This window comes from Streptomyces bullii (genome assembly GCF_042657145.1).
GTDB lineage: Bacteria > Actinomycetota > Actinomycetes > Streptomycetales > Streptomycetaceae > Streptomyces > Streptomyces bullii.
The window spans coordinates 1-24362 of record NZ_JBHSNY010000014.1 but is presented as its reverse complement, the minus strand read 5'-3'; the positions used below and the strand labels follow the sequence as shown (position 1 = coordinate 24362).

Sequence of the window (24362 nt, the reverse complement as noted above, 5' to 3'; positions counted from 1 at the left end):
ATGCCTTCCGGTGCCGGGCCTCTTCTGTGTGCCGGCTTCGTCCGGACCCTCAACCGGAGAAGCCGACGTGCGCGAGCCGCAGCGGGCCGCGCAGCCTGAGGTGCACGTCGTGCACGCCCTCGGCGGCGAACGCCGCACTGAGCGAGGTGTAGTCGTACGGGCCGGCGGTGGGCGCGTCCGGGGAGAGCGTGACGAGCGCCGGGCCGCCGTCCAGCGCCAGTTCGACCACGCCCTCGCCCGCGACCTCCGCCGTCACCTGCGCGACCCCCGGCCCGAAGTCGCAGGCTCGGAAGACCAGTTCGCCCGTCTGCCCGGCCAGGGGCGTCACCGCGTCGCCCGACACCTTCGTCCGGTCGACGATCTGCGTGCCGCTCTGCTCGTCGAAGTCGGCGGCCTCCAGGCCCCTTTCGGCGACCGGGCGCGGTGCACCCGGCTCACCGTCGAGCGTGACGGTCGTCCGCAGTCGGACGTCCTCGCTGGAGGCACCGGCCAGCAGGTCGTACCGGCCCGGATCCAGGCGCCACCGGCCCTGAGCGACGTCCCAGAACTCGAAGACGGACGGCGGCAGTTCGAAGGACAGCTCGGCCCGCTCGCCGGGGGCGAGCGTGATGCGGCGATGGGCGGCCAGCTCGCGGCGCGGGTGGGGGACCGACGGGTCCACGGCCCGCGTGTAGAGCTGGGCGACCTCGTCGGCGGTGCGGTCACCGGTGTTGGTGACCGTGAAGGACACCCGCACGGTCCCGCCCTCGACCCGGGCGGTGAGGTCGCGGTACGAGAAGGACGCGTACGACAGGCCGTGCCCGAAGGGGAACAGCGGAGTGCCCTCGAAGTACAGGTACGTCTGCCGGCCGCCGATCACGTCGTAGTCGAGCAGGTCGGGAAGGTCGGTGTCGTCGGCGTACCAGGTCTGCGGGAGACGGCCGGCGGGGGAGACGTCACCGGCCAGCACACGGGCCAGGGCGGTGCCCGCCGCCTGGCCGCCGTGCGCCGTCCACAGCACCGCCGGGAGCGCCGCCGGGTCCACCGCGTACGGGTAGGAGGAGACCAGCGTCAGCACCGTGCTCCGGTTCGCGGCGCGCGCGGCGCGCAGCAGCCGCTCCTGGTGCTCCGGGAGGCGCAGGGTCGTACGGTCCTCCGTCTCACGGCCGTTGAGGTGCGGGTCGTTGCCCGCGACCACCACGACGACGTCGGCCCGTGCGGCGGCCCGCGTCACCGCCTCCTCGCCGCGCTCGACGACGACGAGGTCGAACACCTCCGGGTCCGCGTCGGCAACCTTCACGCCGTCGGCGGCGACACGGACGTGGCGACCGGTGCCGATGTGCCTGAGGAGGTGACCGTTCCCGTGCGGTTCGAGGCGGAAGGTCTCCTGCACGATCCAGCCGCCGGGCTGGTCGGCGGAGGCGCGGACGTAGCCGTCCTCGGCGACCGAGAGGTAGCGGCCGTCGGGTGCGCGCAGCGTCAGGACGCCCTCGCCCCAGTCGACGAGCGCGAGTTCGGTGCCGGTGGCGTCGGTGGTCAGCGGGGGCAGGTCGGTGCGGCCCGCGAGCAGCGCCGGGTCGAGGGCGCCCTCGGCGCCGCGTACCCCGGAGTCGGCGTCGTCGGCGGGCGGGACGTGCAGGAAGGTGCCCTCACCGGTCTTCAGGAGCACCCGGTCCACGCCCTCCGCGAACTCCACGCGCTCGGCGCCGAACCGCTCGTACAGGCCGTCCAGGGGAGTGGAGCGGTGGATCAGCGTGCCGCTGTACCAGTCGAGCTTGCACTCGTCGGCGAGCAGACCGACCACGGCGACCCGGGCGTCGGGGGCGAGCGGCAGGACGCCGTCGTTCTTGAGCAGCACGATCGCCTGCTCGGCGGCCTCCCGCGCGAGCGCGCGGTGGCCGGGCGTGTCGAACTCCCCGTCGTCGATGTGGCCGTCGAACTCGCCGAGGCGGAAGCGGACCGAGAGCTGGCGGCGCACGGCCGTGTCGATGTCGGCCTCGGTCAGCAGGCCCCGCTCCAGGGCGCCGCGGACCCGCGCGACGATCCGCGAGCTGTCCGTGCCGTGGTCGGTGAAGCTGTCGACGCCGGCCCGCAGGGAGGCGGCGGTCGCCTCCTCGTGGGTGTCGAAGTAGTGCTCGGAGTCCACCAGGTTGGAGGGCGCGCCCGCGTCCGAGCAGACCAGCAGGTCCTCGCCGGTCCAGCTGCGCAGGTGCTCGCGCAGATAGGGGGAGACGTGGTTGGGGCGGCCGTTGACCAGGTTGTACGCCGGCATCACACCGGCCACCGCGCCCGCCTCGACCGTCTCGCGGAAGGCGCGCAGATCGTACTCGTGCAGCACGCGCGGGCGGACCGAGCTCGATGTGGTGGAGCGGTCCGTCTCGTTGTTGTGGGCGAGCCAGTGCTTCAGGACCGGTGCGGTGCGCCAGTACGTCGGGTGATCACCGCGCAGGCCGCGGGTGAAGGCGGTGGCGATCGCCGAGGTGAGCCCGGGGTCCTCCGAGTAGCCCTCCTCGTTGCGGCCCCACAGCGGATGGCGCAGCAGGTTCACCACCGGCGCCCAGACGTTGAGGCCGACGCGCTCGTCCCGTCCCCGCATCGCGCGGACCTCGCGGGACACCGCTTCGCCGACGCGCCGCACGAGCTCGGGGTTCCAGGTCGCGCCGAGCCCCACGGCCTGCGGGAACACCGTCGCCGGGCCCATCCACGCCACGCCGTGCAGCGCCTCTTGGCCGGTGCGGAACGCGGCGACACCGAGCCGCTCGACGGCGGGTGCGAACTGGTGCAGGAACCCGGTCTTCTCCTCCAGGGTCAGCCGCGACAGGAGGTCGTCGATGCGCTTCGCGAACGGCAGTTGCGGATCGCGAAAAGGCGGCGTGGGCGGCGTAGGTGCGGTCACGTGGGGTTCCCCTTGGGACGGAGCGGTGCGGCGCTTTCGAAGCGCTTCGATGCTCATTCGACCGACGGTCGGGTGTCAAGACACCTCGGCGCACCAATGCAGGTCTCTCGCTCGGCTTTCCAAGGGTCGTACGAGTCTGTGGCGATCCCGCACACCCCCGAGGAATCTTGGAAGCGACCCTTGTGCACCCCTGGGTGTTCACTTAACCTCACAGCGACATCGAAGCGCTTCGACTGCGAGGTCAGCCTCCGGGAGGGCGCGCCGTCCTCCGATGACCGCTTCAGCTCAGCCAGTTCCACTCGAGACACCGCAGCCGACGGCTCCTCCGCCGGGTGTCCTGGTGCGCCATGAAGGGTTGACGCAATGACGCCGAACGCCGCCTCCGCCGGACCCAGCCGGAGAAGCTTCCTCGCCTCCACGGCGGTCGCCACCGCCGCGGTGGCCGGGGGGATGCCGCTGCTCGCCGCCTGCGGCGGCGGACAGGACGGCCGCAAGGAGGGCGCCACGTCCGGGAAGGACGCCCAAAGGCTCCTCCCGGCGTTCGTGGCGTCGAGCGTCGTCGCCCCCGACATCCCGGCGAAGAACGGCTCGGCGGCCGGCTTCACCAAGGCCATCCCGACGGCCGAGCTGAAGACGTCGGTGCCGAAGAAGCTGGGCAGCGGCGGCAGGCTGAAGATCATGTCCCCGTTCTGGGGCACCCCGCCGAAGAACGACAACCCGTACTACACGGCCATGAACGAGGCCATCGGCGTAGAGGTGACCTGGCAGAACCAGGACGGCGTCACCTATGACCAGAAGCTCGGCGCGGTCCTCGCCTCCAGCGACATCCCCGACGTCGTGGTCGTGCCCGGCTGGAACCTGATGGGCCGGATACCCAGCGCCATCAACGCCAAGTTCGCGGACCTCGGGCCGTACCTGTCCGGCGACAAGGTCAAGGACTACCCGAACCTCGCGGCCGTCCCCACCGAGGCCTGGCAGCGCGGCATCTTCGGCGGCCAGCTCCGCGCGATCCCGATGCCCGGCTCCTACGTCACCGACATCGCGCCGATGTACCGCCGGGACCTGTTCGAGAAGAAGGGCTACAGCGTCCCGAAGAGCCCCGACGAGTTCCTGTCCTGGGCCAAGGAGGCCACCGACGCCAAGTCGAAGGTCTGGGCCTGCGACGACATGAAGTGGTCGGCGTTCAACTTCTTCGGCGCCTACCCGGGCAGCGACAAGGCGCTGTGGTGGAACATGCGGGACGGCAAGCTGGTCAACCGCATCGAGACCGAGGAGTACCTCGAAGCCCTGGAGTGGACCCGCAAGCTCTACGCGGCGGACGTGGTCCACCCGGACGCGGTCTCCGGCAAGGCCGGCGGCGACGCCAGGAACCGGTTCACGGCCGGTCAGGTCCTCGTCTACAACGGCAACATCTCCGGCTGGTGGGGATCGGTCTCCGAACAGGCCACCCAGGACAGCGACTTCGACATGGCCGCGTTCGACATCTTCGGCCCCGACGGCGGCGACCCGACGCTGTGGGCGGTCCAGCCGGCCAACATCTTCACCTTCGTCTCCAAGAAGGCCTCCGAGCAGCAGATCAAGGACTTCCTCGCCGTCTGCAACTTCTGCGCCGCCCCGTACGGCACCAAGGAGTTCATGCTCACGGCCTACGGCGTCGAGGGCACCGACTACGACATGAAGAAGGGTCTGCCGGTCAAGAGCCAGCAGGGCGTCAACGAGGTCAACGGCGCCTTCGACTACACCGGGAACCCCGCGCCGTACGTGGCCTACCCCGACTTCCCCGACGTCACCCGGGGCATCGTCGAGTGGCAGCAGCGCATGGGCGCCTTCACCAAGAAGACCTCCTTCTTCGGGCTGACCGTCACCGAGCCCAGCCGCTGGTCCAACCTCGCCGACGACTTCGAGCAGTTGGAGGACGACGTGGTGCGCGGCCGCAAGAAGATCAGCGACGTGCAGCAGGCCGTGTCCGACTGGAAGAAGAAGGGCGGCGACGACCTGCGTGACTGGTACAAGAAGCTGCTCGACGACACCGGCTCGGCGAAGTGACCCGGGGCTGACGCAAGGAGAAGGCCGTGTCCCACAGCACGGTGCCTCGGAGCGAGCCCGAGGCGAGGACCCCCGAGAAGACCACGGCGGCGTCCGGCGGCGCCGCCGGACCCGGCTCCCGCGCCACCAAGCGCTCGGAGAAGCTGAGTCTGAGGCTCAGATTCCGGCGGGACCGCGCGCTGCTCCTGATGACGCTGCCGGCGGTACTGCTCGTCCTGGTCTTCAACTACATACCGATCCTCGGCAACGTGGTCGCCTTCCAGGACTACGACCCCTACCTCAGCGACAACGGATTCGTCGCCATCCTCGAAAGCCCCTGGATCGGCTTGGAGCAGTTCGAGCGGATCTTCGCCGATTCGGCGTTCTGGCACGCGGTGGAGAACACGTTCGTGCTCTTCTTCCTCCAGCTCGTGCTGTATTTCCCGATCCCGATCCTGCTCGCCCTGCTCATCAACAGCGTGGTCAGGCCCCGGGTGCGGGCGGTCGCCCAGGCGATCATGTACCTGCCGCACTTCTTCTCCTGGGTCCTCGTCGTCACGGTCTTCATGCAGATCTTCGGCGGCGCCGGCATCATCGCGCAGACCCTCCGCCGGCACGGCTACGAGGGCTTCGACCTGATGACCAACCCGGACACCTTCAAGTACCTGGTCACGTTCGAGACCGTCTGGAAGGACGCGGGCTGGGGCATCATCGTCTTCCTCGCCGCCCTGTCGTCCGTCTCCAACGACCTGTACGAGGCCGCCGCGATGGACGGCGCTGGCCGCTGGCGGCGCATGTGGCACATCACCCTGCCCGCGCTGCGCCCGGTGATCGCCCTGCTGCTGGTGCTGCGCGTCGGCGACGCCCTCACCGTCGGATTCGAGCAACTGCTCCTGCAACGACAGGCGGTGGGCGTGGACGCCTCCGAGGTCCTCGACACCTATGTGTGGTGGAACGGCATCCGCAACCAGGACTTCAGCTACGCCGCCGCGGCCGGCCTCATCAAGGGCGTGGTGGGCCTGGCGCTGGTGCTCACCGCCAACAAGGTCGCCCATCTCATGGGTGAGCAGGGGGTGTACAAGAAATGACCGCCGTCCTCGACCGGTCGGCCGACGACAGGCCGCGGGTCAAGAAACCGAGCCCCTGGGCGGCACCGTCCCGGCCGGTCTGGGAGGAGCCGCCGTCCAAGGCAGGACTGGCGGGCAAGGGCATCGCCCTGTTCTTCGCCTGCTTCGCGATCCTGTTCCCCCTGTGGATCGTGATCGTCACCAGCCTCCAGTCGAAGAAGGCCATCGACGAGGCGGGCGGCCTGGTGGTGATCCCCAAGGGCATCACCTTCGTCGCCTACCAGGAGCTGCTGAGCGGCGGGCAGGTGCAGAGAGCCGCGTTGGTCAGCGTCGGCGTCACCGTGGTCGGCACGCTGTTCAGCATGACCGTGTCGATCCTGTGCGCGTACGGCCTCTCGCGCAGCGGCTCGCTCGGCCACCGCTGGATCCTGATGACGCTGCTCGCGACGATGTTCTTCGGCGCGGGCCTCATCCCGACCTACCTGCTGGTGCAGGCCCTCGGCCTGACGGACACCTACCTGGCGCTGATCCTCCCCAGCGCGGTGAGTGTCTTCAACATCCTCGTCCTGCGCGCGTTCTTCATGAACATTTCCCAGGAGCTGATCGACAGCGCCCGTATCGACGGCGCCGGCGACTGGCGCATCCTGTGGCGGATCGTGATGCCGCTCTCCCGGGCGGTCATCGCGGTGATCGCCCTGTTCTACGCCGTGGGGTACTGGAGCGCCTGGTTCAACGCGTCGATCTACCTGACGGACCAGGACATGATGCCGCTGCAGAACGTCATGATCCAGCTGGTCCAGAAGCAGGAGCGCCCGGTCGGGCTACAGACCCAGATCAACACCGGCCAGCTCTCCCCGCTCGCGATCCAGATGGCCGTCATGGTCATGGCCCTCCTGCCGGTCGCCGTCATGTCGCCCTTCGTCCAGAAGCACTTCAAGAAGGGCATGCTCACCGGCGCGGTGAAGGGCTGACCCGCGCCGCTGCCCGACTCCGCCGCGGCCGACCTGCTCCTGTCCAGCGGTCGGCCGCGGCGGGCCCAGACCTCCTCCCCGAGCCGCACAGAACGAGGTATGTCATGCGCACGTCCCTTCTGAGCAGAAGAGCCGTCCTCGCCGGTACCGCGGCCACCGCCGCGCTCACCACCGTCCCGTGCCTGCCCGGGCGCGCGCACGCCGCCGACGGCGGGGCGCGGGCCGCCGCTCCCGCCTACCGCTGGCGCAACGCCGTCATGGGCGGCACCGGCTTCATCACCGGCGTGCTGTTCCATCCCTCGGTCCGCGGCCTGGCCTACGCCCGTACCGACATCGGCGGGGCCTACCGCTGGGAGGACCGCCTCGGACGCTGGACCCCGCTGACCGACCACCTCGGCTGGGACGACTGGAACCTGCTCGGCGTCGAGTCGATGGCCGTCGACCCCGCCCACCCGGACCGGCTGTTCCTCGCCCTCGGCACCTACGCCCAGTCCTGGGCGGGCAACGGCGCCGTCCTGCGGTCGGAGGACCGGGGCACCACCTGGCAGCGCACCGACCTGACCGTGAAGCTCGGCGCCAACGAGGACGGGCGCGGCTGCGGCGAGCGGCTGCTCGTCGACCCGCGCGACAGCGACACGCTGTGGCTCGGAACCCGGCACGACGGGCTGCTCAAGTCCACCGACCGGGGCGCGACCTGGAAGGCGGCGCCCTTCCCGGCCACACCCAGCACCACCGGCCAGGGCATCACCCTCCTCGTCGCCGCTGGGCGGGCCGTCTACGCCGGCTGGGGCGACTCCGACGGCACCGCCCCGAACCTGTACCGCACCACCGACGGCACCAGCTGGCAGGCCGTCCCCGGCCGGCCCACCGGCACCGCGGCCAAGGTGCCGGTCCGCGCCGCGTACGACCGGCAGACGCGCGAGCTGTACGTGACGTACGCCGACGCGCCCGGCCCCAACGGCCAGTCGGACGGCAGCGTGCACAAGCTGTGCACCGCGAACGGCAAGTGGACCGAGGTCACCCCCGTGGAGCCGGGCGGGACCACCTCCGACGGCTCCGCCGACACCTTCGGCTACGGCGGTGTCGCCGTGGACGCCCGTCGCCCCGGCACGGTCGTCGTCTCCACCAACAACCGCTGGGCCGCCGTCGACACCGTCCACCGCTCGACCGACGGCGGCCGCACCTGGACGTCCCTGAAGGACACGGCCGTCTTCGACGTCTCCGAGACCCCGTACCTCACGTGGGGCGGCGACAAGCCCAAGTTCGGCTGGTGGATCCAGGCCCTGGCGCTCGACCCGTTCGACTCGCGGCACATCGTCTACGGCACCGGCGCCACCCTCTACGGCACCCGGGACCTGAGGAACTGGGCACCGCAGATCCGCGGCCTGGAGGAGGCGTCCGTCGTCCAGCTGGTCTCGCCGCCGGCCGGGCAGGCCCACCTGCTCAGCGGCTCCCGGGACATCGGCGTGATGTACCACGAGTCGCTCACCGCCTCCCCGTCGCGCGGCATGGCGACCGATCCCGTGTTCGGTTCGGCGACGGGCCTCGCGCAGGCCGCGCTCAAGCCGTCGTACGTCGTCCGCACCGGCTGGGGCGACCACGGCAACGGCGCCTGGTCGAACGACGGCGGCCAGACCTGGCAGCCCTTCGCGGCCCAGCCCTCGATCGCCAAGGACGCGCCCGGGCCGATCGCCGTGAATGCCGACGGCACGGTGCTGCTGTGGTCCTTCGTGCACTGGGACGGCACCAAGCACCCCACCTACCGCTCGGCCGACAACGGCGCCACCTGGACCGAGGTGACCTCCTTCCCGAAGGGCGCCACCCCGGTCGCCGACCCCGCCGACCCGACCCGCTTCTACGCGTACGACACCGGCACGGGCACCCTCCACGCCAGCACGGACGAGGGCGCGACCTTCACCGCACGTGCGAGCGGACTCGCCTCCGGCGACAACCAGTTCAAGCTGGCCGCGGCGCCGGGGCGCTCGGGCGACCTGTGGCTGAGCCTGAAGTGGCACGGGCTGTACCGGTCCACCGACGGCGGCGCCGGCTTCACCAAGGTCAGCAGCTGCTGGGCCTCGTACTGCCTCGGCTTCGGCAAGGCCGCCGACGGCGCCTCCTACCCGGCGATCTACCAGGTCGGCTCGACGGAGGACAGCACCGCCGTCCACCGCTCCGACGACGAGGCGAAGACCTGGGTGCGGATCAACGACGACCAGCACCAGTGGGGCTGGATCGGCGAGACGATCACCGGCGACCCGCGCGTGTACGGCCGTGTGTACCTCGCGACCAACGGGCGCGGCGTCCAGTACGGGGAGCCCGTCTGATGCCCGGGCTCGGCGGCGTCACCCGGGGCCGCGTCCTCTACGGCGGTGACTACAACCCCGAGCAGTGGCCCGAGGAGGTCTGGCACGAGGACGTCCGGCTGATGAGGGACGCCGGCGTCAACTCCGTCACCCTCGGCGTCTTCTCCTGGTCGAAGCTGGAACCGGAGCCGGGGGCACGGGAGTTCGGCTGGCTGGACCGGCTGATGGACCTGCTGCACGAGAACGGCATCGGCGTCGTCCTGGCCACCCCCACCTCCGCACCGCCCCCCTGGATGGGCCGGCTGCATCCCGATACCCTGCCCGTCACCGAGGACGGCCGCACCGAGTGGTGGGGCGGCCGCCAGCACTTCTCGCACTCCAGCGCCACCTACCGCCGCTACGCCGCCGCCATCACCGAGGACCTGGCCGCCCGCTACGGCTCCCACCCGGCCCTCACCATGTGGCACATCAACAACGAGTACTGCACCGTCGACTACGGCGACGAGGCAGCGGCCGCCTTCCGCCGCTGGCTGCGGGAGAGGTACGGCTCGCTGGAGGCCCTCAACACCGCCTGGGGCACCGCCTTCTGGAGCCAGGGCTACGACACCTGGGACGGCATCCTGCCGCCCCGCCTCCCGCACTACCTGCGCAACCCCACCCAGGTCCTGGACTTCCGGCGCTTCACCTCCGACATGCTGCTGGAGTGCTACGTCGCCGAGCGCGACATCGTGCGCCGCCACACCCCGCACCTCCCGGTCACCACCAACTTCATGCCGCTGTGGTTCGGCCAGGACGCATGGCGCTGGGCCGAGGAGGAGGACGTCGTCTCCGTCGACCTCTACCCGGACCCGCGCGACCCGCTCGGTGCCCAGACGGGCGCGCTCGTCCAGGACATGACCCGCTCCCAGGCGCGCGGCCCCTGGATGCTCATGGAGCAGGCGGCCGGGCCGGTCAACTGGCGGGGCGTGAACCACCCCAAGCCGCGTGGGCTCAACCGGCTGTGGTCTCTTCAGGCCGTCGCCCGGGGCGCCGACGCGATCTGCTACTTCCAGTGGCGTCAGTCCCGGCAGGGCGCCGAGAAGTTCCACTCCGGCATGGTCAGCCACGCGGGGGAGCAGGGCCGTACGTACCAGGAGGTCAAGCAGCTGGGCGCGGACCTGGCCAGGCTGGGCCCGCACGTGACCGGCCGGCACGACACGGCAGGCGTCGCCGTCCTGCACGACTGGCACGCCTGGTGGGCCGGCGCCCAGGACGGCCGCCTGTCGACCCGGGTCGACCACGCGGACGTGCTGCGCGCCTGGCACCGCGCCCTGTGGCAGGCCCACCTCACCACCGACTTCGCGCACCCCGAACACGACCTGTCCGCGTACCGGCTGGTGGTCGTGCCGCAGCTGTACGCGATGACGGACGCGGCGATCGAGAACCTCCTCGCCTACGTCCACGGCGGCGGCACCCTCGTGTGCGGCTTCCTCACCGGCGTCGCCGACGAGGACGACCGGGTCCGGCCCGGCGGCATGGACGCCCGGCTGCGCGAGCTGTTCGGCATCCGCACGCTGCACGAGTGGTGGCCGCTGGACGCCGAGGAGACCGTCGCGTGCGAGGGCTATTGCGGGACCCTGTGGTCGGAGGAGCTGGAGGCCGACGGAACAGCGGCCGAGACGGTCCCGTACAGGGGCGGTGAGCTCGACGGACTGCCCGCCGTACTGCGCAAGGACCGCGCCTGGTACGTCTCCACGCTCCCCGAGCCGGAGGCGCTGCGCGAGCTGCTCGCCCGGATCGCCGAGGGCGCGGGCGTGCGCCCGGTGCTCGACGGCCTGCCGGACCAGGTCGAGGCCGTGCGCCGCGGTGAGCTGCTGTTCCTGCTCAACCACGGCCGCGAGCCGGTGACCGTCGACGTTCCCGGCACCCACCACGACCTGCTGGCGGAGACAGCCGTCACCGACCGGGTGACCCTCGGCCGCTACGGAGTGGCGGTGCTGCGGCGATGAGCGCCTCCACGACGCGGGGACCCGTCCACGGCACCTGGGAGCCGCACCCGGCCGCCCGCTGGGAGGACGCCTTCCTGAGCGGCAACGGCCGGCACGGCACCCTCGTGTTCGGTGATCCGAACGACGACCGTGTCATCGTCACCCATCACACCCTGGTGCGGCCCAACGGCAGCGACACCCGCCCCCCGCGGCTCGCGGCCGGTCTCGCCGCTCTCCAGGACCGTCTCCTGGCAGGCGACCTCACCGCCGCCGAGGACTTCACCGACGGCCGCCCGCACCAGTGGGTGCAGCCCTTCCACCCCGCCTTCCAGGTCCGGGTGCGGCAGCCGTCCGGTGCCGGCCGGCAGTACGCCTACCGCCGGTGCGTCGACTTCGCCACCGGTGTCGTGGAGGCGACGTGCGGTCAGTGGACCAGCCGCGTCTTCGTCTCCCGCGCCGACGACGTGATCGTCCAGCACGTCACCGCCCCCGGCCTCACCCTCGACCTCTCCCTGGACCACCGTCTGCCCGGCGCGCCCGCCGGGCTGGGCATCGGCCACGGTGCCGTCCTCACCCCCGAAGGCGCCCTGCTGAGCCTGCGCGCCCGCTACCCGGACAGCGACCGGGCGTTCACCGGCGTGACCCTGGTCGCCGTCACGGGCGGCACGACGACGCTCACTCCGCCGGGCGTGCACGCCGAGGGCGCCGCGGCCGTACTGCTCCTCACCCGCGTGCGGCGGCACACCGGCGAGCTGGACGTGGTGGCGGAGGGCAGGAGCCTGCGCGAGTTGCCCGCGGAGTACGACGAACTCCTCGACCGCCACCTCGCCCTGCACCGCACCGCCTACCACCGGGTCACCCTGGACCTCGCCGCCGACCCGGCCGAACGCGCCCTGCCCGGCTCGGAGTTGCTCAAGCGGACCCGCTCCGCTGCCCTGCTGGAGCGGCTCTTCGCGGCCGGCCGCTACCACCTGCTGTCCGCGAGCGGCCTCAACCCGCCCCGCCTCACCGGCCTGTGGACCGGCGACTGGAACACGGCCTGGTCCGGCGCCTTCACCAACGACGCCAACCTCAACCTCCAGACGTCCTCCGCGGCGGCCGCCGCCCTCCCCGAGGTCACCGAGGCCCTCGCCTCCCTCGTCCACCGGCAGCTCCCGCACTGGCGGGACAACGCCGCCGCCGTCTTCGGCACCCGGGGCGTCGTCGCGCCCGCGCACACCGACGGAGAGTCGGGCCACTCCTACCACTTCAGCCGCGAGTACCCGCTGCACCTGTGGACGGCCGGCGCCGACTGGCTGCTCAAGCCGCTCGTCGACCACGACGAGACGCGCGGCGAACGCGACCCGCGCACGGCCGCCGCCCTCGCCGAAGTCGCCCGTTTCTACGAGGACTTCCTCACCCGCGAGGACCGGCACGGTCACCTCGTCGTGGTGCCCTCCTACTCGCCCGAGAACCGCCCCGCGAACGCGAGTTGGGGCACCCTCAACGCCGCCATGGACCTGTCGGCGGCCCGCCACGCCCTGCGCACGGCGGCCGACTACCACCCGGGCACCCCGGACGCCGACCGCTGGCGCGCCCTCGCCGACCGCCTCCCACCGCACCGCACCAACGAGGACGGAGCGCTGGCCGAGTGGGCCTGGCCCGGCCTGCAGGACTCCTACGACCACCGGCACCTCAGCCACCTCTACGGCGTCTGGCCGCTGGACGAGATCACCCCCTACGACACCCCCGGCCTCGCGGCGGCCGCCCACCGCGCCCTCACACTGCGCGGCGCCGAGAACGACTCCGCACACGGACACCTGCACCACGCCCTCGTCGCGGCCCGGCTCCGGGACGGCGAGCGCGTCGCCCACGCCCTCGGCCAGGTCCTCGACGGCGACTTCTTCCACGCCTCCCTGATGAGCGCGCACTACCCGAACCGCGACGTGTACAACGCCGACGCGGCGCACACCCTGCCCGCCGTGCTGATCGAGACGCTGGTGCAGTCGACCCCGCACCGGCTGGTCCTGCTGCCCGCGCTGCCGACGGCGTACCCGAGCGGTGAACTGCGTGGTGTCCGCACCCGGTTCGGCGCGGACCTCGACCTGGTCTGGTCCCCGGACGGCGCCCGAGCCGTCCTCCGGCCGACCCGCACCCTGCGCATCGAACTCAGGACTTCCTCCGGCGCCGAGCCCCTCGACCTGGTGGCCGGAGAAGACCACGCCCTCGCCCTGAGGGAGTGGTGACCCCCGCAATTCCCCCCACCCATGGAAGGGACACCATGGCAACACGCACACTGAGCAGAATCAGCAAGGCCCTGCTGGCCCCCGCCCTCGCGCTCGGCGCCACCGTCGGCCTCGCCTCCGCCCCCGCCTCCGCCGCCGTCTGGAACTCCTGCGACCAGTGGGGCAACACGTCCCTGAACGGCTACACGCTCTACAACAACATCTGGGGCTCCGGCGCCGGCAGCCAGTGCATCTGGGCCAACTCCGGCACGAACTGGGGCGTGTGGGCCGACCACCCCAACACGGGCGGCATCAAGTCCTACCCCAACTCCAAGAAGGTGATCAACAAGACGATCACCTCGATCGGCTCGCTCACCAGCAACTACAACGTCACCGTCCCGTCGTCCGGCGCGTACAACACGTCGTACGACATCTGGGACACCGACTACGACTACGAGATCATGCTCTGGGTCAACTACAACGGCGCCGTCGGCCCGCTCGGCTCCTCCCAGGGCTCCGTGACCCTCGGCGGCCACACCTGGAACGTCTACAAGGGCAGCAACGGCCACAACGAGGTCTTCTCGTTCCTGCGCACGTCCGACTCCAACTCCGGCACGGTCAACATCCTGCCGATCCTCAAGTGGATCAAGGACACCAAGCGCTGGATGGGCAACGAGACCATCGGCGACGTGCAGTTCGGCTACGAGATCACCTCGTCCTCGGGCGGCTTGAACTTCACCACCAACAACCTCACGGTCAGCAGCAGTTGACCGTGGCGCGGGGCCGGGGCCGGCCGTGCCGTCAGGCGCGGTCGACCTCGGCCCGCAGCGCGTCGTACCCGGCGAACACCGACGTGACGTCGGCGCGGGTCAGCCCGTAGCGGGCCAGGTCGTAGCGGTGCGGGCGGGTGCCCTTGGGGCGGGCGGCGACCTCGGGGAGGCGGGCGGCCTCGCGGTCGGTCCAGCGGGCGCCGACGGCGGCGTACAGCTTCGGGGCGCCGAGGGCGGGATCGGAGCCGAGCCAGGAGTACGGCACGTCCACCAGCGCCTCCCGGGGGATGGCGGCCCGGGCGGCGAGGCCGCGTGCCGCCGAGCGGCCGAGCAGGCCGAGCCAGGTCGCTCCGATGCCGTGCAGGTCGACGGGCCGGGTGCTGAGGACCATGCCGTGCTCGATCAGGCTGCAGAACGACGCCACGACGGTGACCGGATCGCGGTGGGTCCACACGATCGTGGCGTCCGGGAAGACGGTGCGCAGCGCGTCGAGGTTCTCCAGGTGCACCGGGGACTTCAGGATCCATCGGCGGCGCGGACGGCCGTACTGCAGGACCTGGAAGACCTGCTTGAGGTGGCGGTAGTCGGGGACGAAGTCCCGCTCGCAGTGCCAGGCCTGGTACTCGGGCAGGCGGGCCGAGGAGAGCGGCATCAGGGCGTGCGGCAGGGCGAAGGTGCACTCCTCGGGGCCGTCGGCGACCATCGGGTGGATGTCACGGAAGCGCGGCGCGAGCAGGTTGGTGCCGTCGACCAGCCGGCGCGCGGGCGCCATCGCCCTGCGGCGCTGTCCGGGCGGCACCTCAAGGCCGGGGTTGAGCAGCTCCCACAGCAGGGGGCCGCGGTGCTCGTCCGACAGGGTCAGCACGCCGTGGGCGAGCGTCGTCGCGGTGCGCGGCAGACCCACCACGAAGACCGGCTTCTCGATCGGCTCCCGCTCGATGGCGGGGTGCTCGGCGATCAGCCGCCGGATCCGCGCCCGGTTGGTGAGGTGTCTGCGGACGTGGGCCCGCGCCGACTGCCAGCCGACCGGCGTGAGGTTCTCCGCCTGCGCCCACCAGCGCAGCAGCAGGCGGAAGTCCTCGACGAACCGTTCGTCACCCTCCGCCTGCCCGGCCCCGGCGAGGATGCGGTCGAAGACCCGGTCGGGCCTGCGGCGGGAGCCGAAGCCCGGCCGGAGCAGCAGGTCGGCCAGGGTGAGGGCGAGCGGAGGCGAGGACACGCCAGGGACCCTATCGCCGAACTGCCGGGCGCGGTGCGGAAGTTGAGGCTCATGGCGCAAAGCCGACGGCCGGTCCCTCCCCTCCGGGGACCGGCCGTCGCCCGCTCCGGGACGGCTACTCCGACACGGGCAGCCGCGCCCCGTCCCGCAGGAACAGCGGGATGCGGTCCAGCGGGGCGTCGACCGTCACGGTCCGGCCGCCCTCGTACGTCTCGCCGGTCCAGGCGTCCGTCCAGGTGGCGCCCGCCGGAAGGTACGCCGTGCGGGCGGTGGCGCCCGCCGTGACCACCGGGGCGACCAGCAGGTCCGGCCCGAACAGGTAGGCGTCGTCGACCGACCAGGCCGCATGGTCTCCGGGGAACTCCAGGAACAGCGGCCGCATCACGGGCAGCCCCTCCTCGTGGGCCGCGCGCATGACGTTGAGGACGTACGGCTTCAGGCGCTCGCGCAGCCGCAGGTACCGCTCCAGGATCGCCCCGGCCTCCTCGCCGTACGACCACACCTCGTTCGGGCCGCCGGTCATCTCCGGGCCCAGCGGCATGCCGGGGTCGCGGAAGCCGTGCAGGCGCATCAGCGGGGACAGCGCGCCGAACTGGAACCAGCGCACCATCACCTCCCGGTACGCCGGGTCGTCGGGGTCGCCGCCGTGGAAGCCGCCGATGTCGGTGTTCCACCAGGGGATGCCCGACAGGGCCGTGTTGAGGCCGGCCGCGATCTGGCGGCGCAGGGTCGGGAAGTCGGTGCCGATGTCGCCGGACCACAGCGCGGCGCCGTAGCGCTGGCTGCCCGCCCACGCCGAGCGGTTGAGCGTGACGATCTCCTCCTCGCCGGCCGCGCGCAGGCCCTCGTAGAACGTGCGGGCATTCTCGGCCGGGTAGATGTTGCCGACCTCCAGACCCGGGCCCGCCCAGTAGCGCAGGTTCTCCTGGAAGCCCGGCTTCAGCTCCGGCTCGCAGGCGTCCAGCCAGAACGCCGTGATGCCGTACGGCTCCAGGTAGTTCTCGCGCACCCGCGACCACACGAAGTCCCGGGCGTCCGGGTTGGTGGCGTCGTAGAAGGCGACCTGGACGGTGGAGGCGACCTCCTTGTCCGGCCAGTCGGCGTGCGCCATCGGGCCGTACTGCGTGCCGATGAAGTGGCCGCGCTGCTCCATCACCGGGTGGTTCTCAGACAGCGGCGACACCGACGGCCAGACGGAGACGACCAGCTTGATGCCGAGTTCGTCCAGTTCGCGCACCATCGCCGCCGGGTCCGGCCACTCCTTCGGGTCGAACTTCCACTCGCCCAGGTGCGTCCAGTGGAAGAAGTCGCAGACGATGGCGGAGACGGGCAGCCCGCGCCGCTTGTACTCCCGGGCCACCGCGAGCAGTTCGTCCTGGGTGCGGTAGCGCAGTTTGCACTGCCAGAAGCCCGCCGCCCACTCCGGCAGCATCGGGGTGCGGCCGGTCACCGCGGTGTAGCGGCGCTGGGCGTCGGCCGGGGCGCCCGCGGTGATCCAGTAGTCGATCTGGCGGGCCGAGTCGGCGACCCACCGGGTGCCGTTGTGGGCCAGCTCCACCCGGCCGATCGCCGGGTTGTTCCACAGCAGGGTGTAGCCCCGGCTGGAGGTGAGGACCGGGATGCCGACCTCGGCGTTGCGCTGGACCAGGTCCAGGACCAGGCCCTTCTGGTCCAGGCGGCCGTGCTGGTGCTGGCCCAGGCCGTACAGCTTCTCGTCGTCGTAGGCGGCGAAGCGCTGCTCCAGCCGGTGGTGGCCGTTGCCGACGGCGGTGTACAGCCGGGGTCCGGGCCACCAGAAGTGGGCGCGTTCCTCGGCCAGCAGCTCGCTCCCGTCGGCGGTGCGGGTGAAGCGGATCAGGCCCTCCGCGTCGACCTCGGCGGTGAGCGCGCCGACGGTCAGCCGGCCGCGCCCGTCCTCGATCTTCACCGTGGACGACGCCTCGGGCGCCTCGTCGAGCAGCGCCCCGGGCAGCCCCTCCAGGACCGGGCCGCCGAGCCGGGCCCGGACCCGGACCGCGTCCGGCCCCCACGGCTCGATCCGCAGGGTCTCCTGGCGGCCGCTCCACTCCAGCGCGCCGTCCCGCTCGCGGAACGTGCCGACGGTGGGGGAGGACTGGGCGAGGCTGACCTTGACCTGAATTTCGGCAGGCTGATTCACGTGGCGTGCTCCTGGAGGAGTGCAGACATGGGGTGCCCTGGCGCGGCCGGGCGGTAGGTGGGGAAGTGCCTACGGACGGACGGAGAAGTGCCTAGGGACGGAGAAACGTGTCGGGAGGACGGAGGACGGGCCGACGGACGTGCGAAGGAGGCGCAGGGGCGGACGGAGTGCGTGCCTACGACCGGGCGGGCGCCGGTCCCGTGCTCGCCCGCACCGTCAGTTCGGGCGCGATCAGCACGACCTCGTCCTTCCCGCGCCCGTCGAACTTGGCGACCAGGTGTTCCACCGCGTGCCGGCCCATCTCCTGCGCGGGGATCGCGACGGACGTCAGCCGCACCGAGGCCTGGGTGGCGACCTGGTCGGGGCAGATCGCGACCACCGACACGTCCTCCGGCACGGCCCGGCCCTGTTGCCGCAGCAGGGCGAGCAGCGGTTCGACCGCCGACTCGTTCTGCACGACGAACCCCGTGGTGTCCGGGCGTTCGTCGAGGATCCGGGCGAGCGTCACGGCCATCGCGTCGTACCCGCCCTCGCACGGCCGGTGCAGCAGCCGCAGACCCAGCTCCCGGGAACGGGACCGGAGCCCGTCCAGGGTGCGTTCGGCGAAGCCGGTGTGCCGCTCGTAGACCGCGGGAGCCTCGCCGATGACGGCGATGTCGCGGTGCCCCAGCGTCGCCAGGTGCTCCACGCACAGCGCGCCCGTCGCCTTGAAGTCGAGGTCGACGCAGGTCAGGCCGGTGGTGTCGGCGGGCAGCCCGATCAGCACCGACGGCTGGTCGGTCGCGCGCAGCAACGGCAGCCGCTCGTCGTCGAGTTCGACGTCCATGAGGATCATCCCGTCGGCGAGCCCGCTGCCGGTGACCCGGCGCACCGCGTCCGGCCCCTCCTCGCCGGTGAGCAGCAGGACGTCGTACCCGTGGGTGCGGGCCGTGGTGGCCACCGCGATGGCGATCTCCATCATCACCGGCACGTACATGTCGGTGCGCAGCGGGACCATCAGCGCGATGATGTTCGACCTGCTGCTGGCCAGGGCCCGCGCCCCGGCGTTCGGGTGGTACCCGAGCTCGCGGATGCTCCGCTCGACCCGCTGCCGGGTGGTGGCGGAGATGGACCGCTTGCCGCTGAGGACATAGCTCACCGTGCTCGCCGAGACTCCGGCGTGCTGGGCGACCTCGGCGAGGGTGACCATCCAGCTCTCCAAGCTTTGTGAAGCGCTTCGACAGTGCGCGTTGCAGATGACGGGGAGTGAGGGTGGTTCGACAGTAGCCCCAGCGGGGGTGGGTGTCCATAGGTTGTCGAAGCGCTTCGATACCGATTGCGGACGGGGTGGCCGCCCGGAGGGGCGGACCGGCGCGACGACGCTACCTCCGGCAAGCCCTTTCCAGGACCGCGGTCCGGTCCCGCTGTGCCGGCATCGGCTGAACGGACGCGCGAGGACTGGTGGGAGCGTCCGGTTTCGGGTACCAACGATCCAGTAGCACTGGTCGGTAACGTACGGTCCCAGACATCCCACTATGCGGCGAGGTGACCCTCATGTCCGCTCCCAGCACCCCCTCCTCCCGTCCCGCCGTCACGGAACGCGAGGCCCGCCAGGTCGCCGAGGCCGCCCGGGAACAGGAGTGGCGCAAGCCCAGCTTCGCCAAGGAGCTGTTCCTCGGGCGCTTCCGGCTCGACCTCATCCACCCCCACCCGCTCCCGGCCGACGAGGCCGCCCAGCGCGGCGAGGAGTTCCTCGCCAAGCTCCGCGACTTCTGCGAGACCAAGGTCGACGGCGCCCGCATCGAGCGCGAGGCCCGGATCCCCGACGAGGTGATCACCGGGCTCAAGGAGCTCGGCGCGCTCGGCATGAAGATCGACACCAAGTACGGCGGCCTGGGGCTCACGCAGGTCTACTACAACAAGGCGCTCACCCTGGCCGGTTCGGCCAGCCCCGCGATCGGCGTGCTGCTCTCCGCGCACCAGTCGATCGGCGTGCCCCAGCCGCTGAAGCTGTTCGGCACACCGGAGCAGAAGGAGCGGTTCCTGCCGCGCTGCGCCCGCACCGACATCAGCGCCTTCCTGCTGACCGAGCCGGACGTCGGCTCCGACCCCGCCCGCCTCGCGATGACCGCCGTACCCGACGGCGACGACTACGTCCTCGACGGGGTGAAGCTGTGGACCACCAACGGCGTGGTCGCCGACCTGCTGGTCGTCATGGCCAGGGTCCCGAAGAGCGAGGGCCACAAGGGCGGCATCACCGCGTTCGTCGTGGAGACCAACTCGCCCGGCGTCACCGTGGAGAACCGCAACGCCTTCATGGGCCTGCGCGGCATCGAGAACGGCGTCACCCGCTTCCACCAGGTCCGCGTCCCCGCCGCCAACCGCGTCGGCGCGGAGGGCCAGGGCCTGAAGATCGCCCTGACCACCCTCAACACCGGACGGCTCTCCCTGCCCGCGTCCTGTGTGGCCGCCGGCAAGTGGTGCCTGAAGATCGCCCGGGAGTGGTCGGCGGCCCGTGAACAGTGGGGCAAGCCGGTGGCCCACCACGAGGCGGTCGGGTCGAAGATCTCCTTCATCGCCGCCACCACCTTCGCCCTGGAGGCCGTCTCCGACCTGTCCTCGCAGATGGCCGACGAGGACCGCAACGACATCCGCATCGAAGGCGCCCTCGCCAAGCTGTACGCCTCCGAGATGGCCTGGAAGATCGCCGACGAACTGGTCCAGATCCGCGGCGGCCGCGGCTTCGAGACCGCCGAGTCGCTGCGGGCCCGCGGCGAGCGGGGCGTCCCCGCCGAGCAGATCCTGCGGGACCTGCGCATCAACCGCATCTTCGAGGGCTCGACCGAGATCATGCACCTGCTGATCGCCCGCGAGGCCGTCGACGCCCACCTCTCGGTCGCGGGCGACCTCATCGACCCGGACAAGTCCCTCTCCGACAAGGCCAGGGCGGGAGCCAACGCGGGCCTCTTCTACGCCAAGTGGCTGCCCAAGCTGGTCGCGGGTCCCGGTCAACTGCCCGGAACCTTCGGCGACTTCAAGCACGAGGTGGACCTCTCCGGGCACCTGCGCTACGTCGAGCGCACGGCCCGCAAACTGGCCCGCTCCACCTTCTACGGCATGTCCCGCTGGCAGGGCCGCATGGAGACCAAGCAGGGCTTCCTCGGAAGGATCGTCGACATCGGCGCCGAGCTGTTCGCGATGAGCGCCGCCTGTGTCCGCGCCGAACTCCTGCGCAGCCGGGGCGAGAACGGCCGCGAGGCCTACCAACTGGCGGACGTCTTCTGCCGCCAGGCCCGCATCCGCGTCGAGGAACTCTTCGGCCGCCTGTGGTCCAACACCGACGACCTCGACCACAAGGTCGTCAAGGGCGTGCTGTCCGGCACCTACGAGTGGCTGGAGCAGGGCGTCATCGACCCGTCCGGCGACGGCCCGTGGATCGCGGACGCCACACCCGGACCGTCCCGACGGGAGAACGTGCACCGGCCGATCCGGTGACCGACGTCACAGCGGCGATGTCCCCCGCGCGGGCGATCCGCGCGGGGGAGGCGCTGTCCCCGCGGGCGTCCGGGGCGGGGACAATGGGGGAATGAGCGACTCTCCAGCCCCCCTCGCCGACCCGCACCTGGTGTACGACCCCGTCGCGGGAGACGGCCCGAAGGACGTGGTGATCCTCGGCTCCACCGGGTCGATCGGCACGCAGGCCATCGACCTGGTCCTGCGCAACCCGGACCGGTTCCGGGTCACGGGCCTGTCCGCCAACGGCGGCCGGGTCGGCCTCCTCGCCGAGCAGGCGTACCGGCTGCGGGCGCGCACGGTCGCGGTCGCCCGCGAGGACGTCGTACCGGCGCTGCGCGAGGCGCTCGGCGCCCAGTACGGCGCCGTGGAGCCGCTCCCCGAGATCCTGGCCGGTCCCGACGCGGCCACGCAGCTCGCCGCCTCCGACTGCCACACCGTGCTGAACGGCATCACCGGCTCCATCGGCCTCGCCCCGACCCTGGCCGCCCTGGAGGCGGGCCGCACCCTCGCGCTCGCCAACAAGGAGTCGCTCATCGTGGGCGGCCCGCTGGTCAAGGCCCTCGCCAAGCCCGGGCAGATCATCCCGGTCGACTCCGAGCACGCCGCCCTCTTCCAGGCGCTGGCCGCCGGCACCAGAGCGGACGTGCGCAAACTCGTCGTCACGGCCTCCGGCGGCCCCTTCCGCGGCCGTACTAAGCAGGAGCTGGCGCACGTCACCGTCGAGGACGCCCTCGCCCACCCCACCTGGGCCATGGGCCCGGTCATCACGATCAACTCCGCGACCCTCGTCAACAAGGGCCTGGAGGTCATCGAGGCGCACCTGCTGTACGACATTCCCTTCGACCGCATTGAGGTGGTCGTGCACCCGCAGTCGTATGTCCACTCGATGGTTGAGTTCACGGATGGATCGACACTGGCCCAGGCGACCCCGCCCGACATGCGCGGGCCGATCGCCATCGGCCTCGGCTGGCCCGAACGCGTCCCCGACGCGGCGCCCACCTTCGACTGGAGCAAGGCGTCCACCTGGGAGTTCTTCCCCCTCGACAACGAGGCGTTCCCCTCGGTGAACCTCGCCCGGCACGTCGGCGAGCTCGCGGGCACCGCCCCCGCGGTGTTCAATGCGGCCAACGAGGAGTGCGTCGAGGCGTTCCGCCGGGGCGCGCTGCCGTATCTCGGGATCATGGAGACCGTCACGCGGGTCGTGGAGGAACACGGCACACCGCGCACGGGAACCTCGCTCACCGTGTCGGACGTCCTCGAAGCGGAGGCCTGGGCACGGACCCGGGCCCGGGAACTGGCGGCACAGACGGCGGAGGCCCGTGCATGACGACCCTGATGTTCATCCTCGGCATAGTCGTCTTCGCGGTCGGCCTGCTGATCTCCATCGCCTGGCACGAGCTGGGGCACCTGTCCACCGCCAAGATGTTCGGCATCCGCGTGCCGCAGTACATGGTCGGCTTCGGCCCGACCATCTGGTCGCGCCAGAAGGGCGAGACCGAGTACGGCGTCAAGGCGATTCCGTTCGGCGGCTACATCCGCATGATCGGCATGTTCCCGCCCGGCCCGGACGGCCGGCTGGAGAAGCGCTCCACCTCGCCCTGGCGCGGCATGATCGAGGACGCCCGCTCCGCCGCCTTCGAGGAGCTCAGGCCCGGCGACGAGACCCGCCTGTTCTACACGCGCGCGCCCTGGAAGCGCGTCATCGTGATGTTCGCGGGCCCGTTCATGAACCTGATCCTGGCGGTGGCGCTGTTCCTCACCGTCCTGATGGGCTTCGGCATCACCCAGCAGACCACCACCGTCGCCTCCGTCTCCCGGTGCGTCATCGCGCAGAGCGAGAACCGCGACGACTGCAAGGCCTCCGACCCCGCCTCCCCGGCCGCGGCAGCGGGGCTCAAGGCCGGCGACAGGATCGTCTCCTTCAACGGCGTGCCGACGGACAGCTGGAACCAGCTCTCCGACCTCATCCGCGCCAACCCCGGCAAGGAGGTGCCGATCGTCGTCGACCGCAAGGGCCAGGACGTGACCCTGCACGCGAAGATCGCCACCAACCAGGTCGCCAAGAAGGACTCGAGCGGACAGATCGTCGAGGGCCAGTACGTCAGCGCCGGCTTCCTCGGCTTCAGCGCCGCCACGGGCGTGGTCAAGCAGGACTTCGGCGAGTCCGTGACGTGGATGGGCGACCGGATCGGCGAGGCCGCCGACTCGCTCGCCGCGCTCCCCGGAAAGGTCCCGGCCCTGTGGGACGCGGCCTTCGGCGACGGCCCGCGCGAGCCCGACTCCCCGATGGGCGTGGTCGGCGCGGCCCGCGTCGGCGGCGAGATCGCCACGCTGGACATCCCGGCGACCCAGCAGCTGGCGATGTTCGTGATGCTGGTCGCCGGCTTCAACCTCTCCCTGTTCCTGTTCAACATGCTCCCGCTGCTGCCGCTCGACGGCGGCCACATCGCGGGAGCCCTGTGGGAGTCGCTGCGCCGCAACACGGCGAAGGTGCTGCGCCGACCCGACCCGGGCCCGTTCGACGTGGCGAAGCTCATGCCGGTCGCGTACGTGGTGGCGGGCATCTTCATCTGCTTCACCCTGCTCGTGCTGGTCGCCGACGTGGTCAACCCCGTGCGCATCTCCTGACGGGCCCGGAGCGGGGCGGTCCGGCCACCGGCCGGCCCGCCCCGCTCCCGCCGCACCCAGCCGGACCTTCAGAGCGTCGTGTGCCTTCGTTCATGTCGGTGCCGTAATCTCAAGGGTCGGAGCCCGCTGCCACGGGACCGGACCTTGATCCACGACTTGGGGTTGCACAGCAGATGACTGCGATTTCTCTCGGCATGCCGTCCGTTCCGACCAAGCTCGCCGAGCGCCGGAAGAGCCGGCAGATCCAGGTCGGATCCGTGGCGGTCGGCGGAGACGCCCCCGTCTCGGTGCAGTCGATGACCACGACCCGCACGTCCGACATCGGCGCCACCCTCCAGCAGATCGCCGAACTGACCGCCTCCGGCTGCCAGATCGTCCGGGTCGCCTGCCCGACGCAGGACGACGCCGACGCCCTGCCGGTCATCGCGAAGAAGTCGCAGATCCCGGTGATCGCGGACATCCACTTCCAGCCGAAGTACGTGTTCGCCGCGATCGAGGCCGGCTGCGCCGCGGTCCGCGTGAACCCCGGCAACATCAAGAAGTTCGACGACCAGGTCAAGGAGATCGCCAAGGCGGCCCGGGACCACGGCACGCCGATCCGTATCGGCGTCAACGCCGGTTCGCTGGACCGGCGTCTGCTCCAGAAGTACGGCAAGGCCACGCCCGAGGCCCTAGTGGAG

Annotated in this window: 15 protein-coding genes; 11 read left to right on the top strand and 4 right to left on the bottom strand. The window is 71.4% G+C overall.

The window, feature by feature from the left end; translation table 11 throughout:
* Positions 1 to 49: 49 nt before the first annotated feature.
* A complete protein-coding gene (locus ACFPZJ_RS33515; protein ID WP_381029647.1) occupies positions 50 to 2875 on the bottom strand; it encodes a glycoside hydrolase family 3 C-terminal domain-containing protein in 2826 nt (941 codons plus the stop codon).
* A 363-nt stretch (positions 2876 to 3238) separates the two neighbouring features.
* On the opposite strand from ACFPZJ_RS33515, the gene ACFPZJ_RS33510 reads away from it, so the two are divergent.
* The 7 genes from ACFPZJ_RS33510 to ACFPZJ_RS33480 all read left to right on the top strand — a co-directional run bounded on the left by ACFPZJ_RS33510 (position 3239) and on the right by ACFPZJ_RS33480 (position 14182).
* Positions 3239 to 4921, top strand: coding sequence for an extracellular solute-binding protein (locus ACFPZJ_RS33510; RefSeq protein WP_381029644.1), 1683 nt, complete (start codon positions 3239 to 3241; stop codon positions 4919 to 4921).
* A 26-nt stretch (positions 4922 to 4947) separates the two neighbouring features.
* Positions 4948 to 5988: an ABC transporter permease gene (locus tag ACFPZJ_RS33505; protein ID WP_381029643.1), complete on the top strand. Its 1041-nt coding sequence runs from the start codon at positions 4948 to 4950 to the stop codon at positions 5986 to 5988.
* Positions 5985 to 6938, top strand: a complete 954-nt coding sequence (locus ACFPZJ_RS33500; protein WP_381029640.1) for a carbohydrate ABC transporter permease — start codon at positions 5985 to 5987, stop codon at positions 6936 to 6938. The genes ACFPZJ_RS33505 and ACFPZJ_RS33500 overlap by 4 nt, the downstream gene beginning before the upstream one ends.
* Positions 6939 to 7042: 104 nt before the next feature.
* Positions 7043 to 9262 (top strand): 1,4-beta-glucanase, encoded by a 2220-nt coding sequence (locus tag ACFPZJ_RS33495; RefSeq protein WP_381029637.1) that lies wholly within the window; start codon positions 7043 to 7045, stop codon positions 9260 to 9262.
* Positions 9262 to 11229: a beta-galactosidase gene (locus ACFPZJ_RS33490; RefSeq protein ID WP_381029634.1), complete on the top strand. Its 1968-nt coding sequence runs from the start codon at positions 9262 to 9264 to the stop codon at positions 11227 to 11229. The genes ACFPZJ_RS33495 and ACFPZJ_RS33490 overlap by 1 nt, the downstream gene beginning before the upstream one ends.
* On the top strand, positions 11226 to 13433 hold the full coding sequence (locus ACFPZJ_RS33485) for a glycosyl hydrolase family 95 catalytic domain-containing protein (RefSeq protein WP_381029631.1): 2208 nt from the start codon (positions 11226 to 11228) through the stop codon (positions 13431 to 13433). The genes ACFPZJ_RS33490 and ACFPZJ_RS33485 overlap by 4 nt, the downstream gene beginning before the upstream one ends.
* Before the next feature lie 35 nt (positions 13434 to 13468).
* On the top strand, positions 13469 to 14182 hold the full coding sequence (locus ACFPZJ_RS33480) for a glycoside hydrolase family 12 protein (RefSeq protein WP_381029629.1): 714 nt from the start codon (positions 13469 to 13471) through the stop codon (positions 14180 to 14182).
* A 31-nt stretch (positions 14183 to 14213) separates the two neighbouring features.
* Here ACFPZJ_RS33480 and ACFPZJ_RS33475 read toward each other — a convergent pair whose 3' ends face one another.
* From ACFPZJ_RS33475 to ACFPZJ_RS33465, 3 genes are all read right to left on the bottom strand, one after another.
* On the bottom strand, positions 14214 to 15401 hold the full coding sequence (locus tag ACFPZJ_RS33475; RefSeq protein WP_381029627.1) for a sulfotransferase family protein: 1188 nt from the start codon (positions 15399 to 15401) through the stop codon (positions 14214 to 14216).
* 115 nt (positions 15402 to 15516) lie between these two features.
* Positions 15517 to 17559 carry a glycoside hydrolase family 31 protein gene (locus ACFPZJ_RS33470; protein WP_381029624.1) on the bottom strand — a complete coding sequence of 681 codons (2043 nt, stop codon included), beginning with the start codon at positions 17557 to 17559 and terminating at the stop codon, positions 15517 to 15519.
* A 175-nt stretch (positions 17560 to 17734) separates the two neighbouring features.
* A complete protein-coding gene (locus ACFPZJ_RS33465; protein ID WP_381029621.1) occupies positions 17735 to 18748 on the bottom strand; it encodes a LacI family DNA-binding transcriptional regulator in 1014 nt (337 codons plus the stop codon).
* 344 nt (positions 18749 to 19092) lie between these two features.
* On the opposite strand from ACFPZJ_RS33465, the gene ACFPZJ_RS33460 reads away from it, so the two are divergent.
* The 4 genes from ACFPZJ_RS33460 to ACFPZJ_RS33445 form a co-directional block, all read left to right on the top strand.
* Complete coding sequence (locus ACFPZJ_RS33460) at positions 19093 to 21033, top strand: acyl-CoA dehydrogenase family protein (RefSeq protein ID WP_381029618.1); 1941 nt, start codon at positions 19093 to 19095, stop codon at positions 21031 to 21033.
* A 91-nt stretch (positions 21034 to 21124) separates the two neighbouring features.
* Positions 21125 to 22381: a 1-deoxy-D-xylulose-5-phosphate reductoisomerase gene (gene dxr, locus ACFPZJ_RS33455; RefSeq protein WP_381029616.1), complete on the top strand. Its 1257-nt coding sequence runs from the start codon at positions 21125 to 21127 to the stop codon at positions 22379 to 22381.
* 8 nt (positions 22382 to 22389) lie between these two features.
* Positions 22390 to 23682: a M50 family metallopeptidase gene (locus ACFPZJ_RS33450; RefSeq protein WP_381030069.1), complete on the top strand. Its 1293-nt coding sequence runs from the start codon at positions 22390 to 22392 to the stop codon at positions 23680 to 23682.
* A gap of 173 nt (positions 23683 to 23855) precedes the next feature.
* On the top strand, positions 23856 to 24362 hold a 507-nt coding region (locus ACFPZJ_RS33445; protein WP_381029613.1), incomplete at its 3' end, for a flavodoxin-dependent (E)-4-hydroxy-3-methylbut-2-enyl-diphosphate synthase.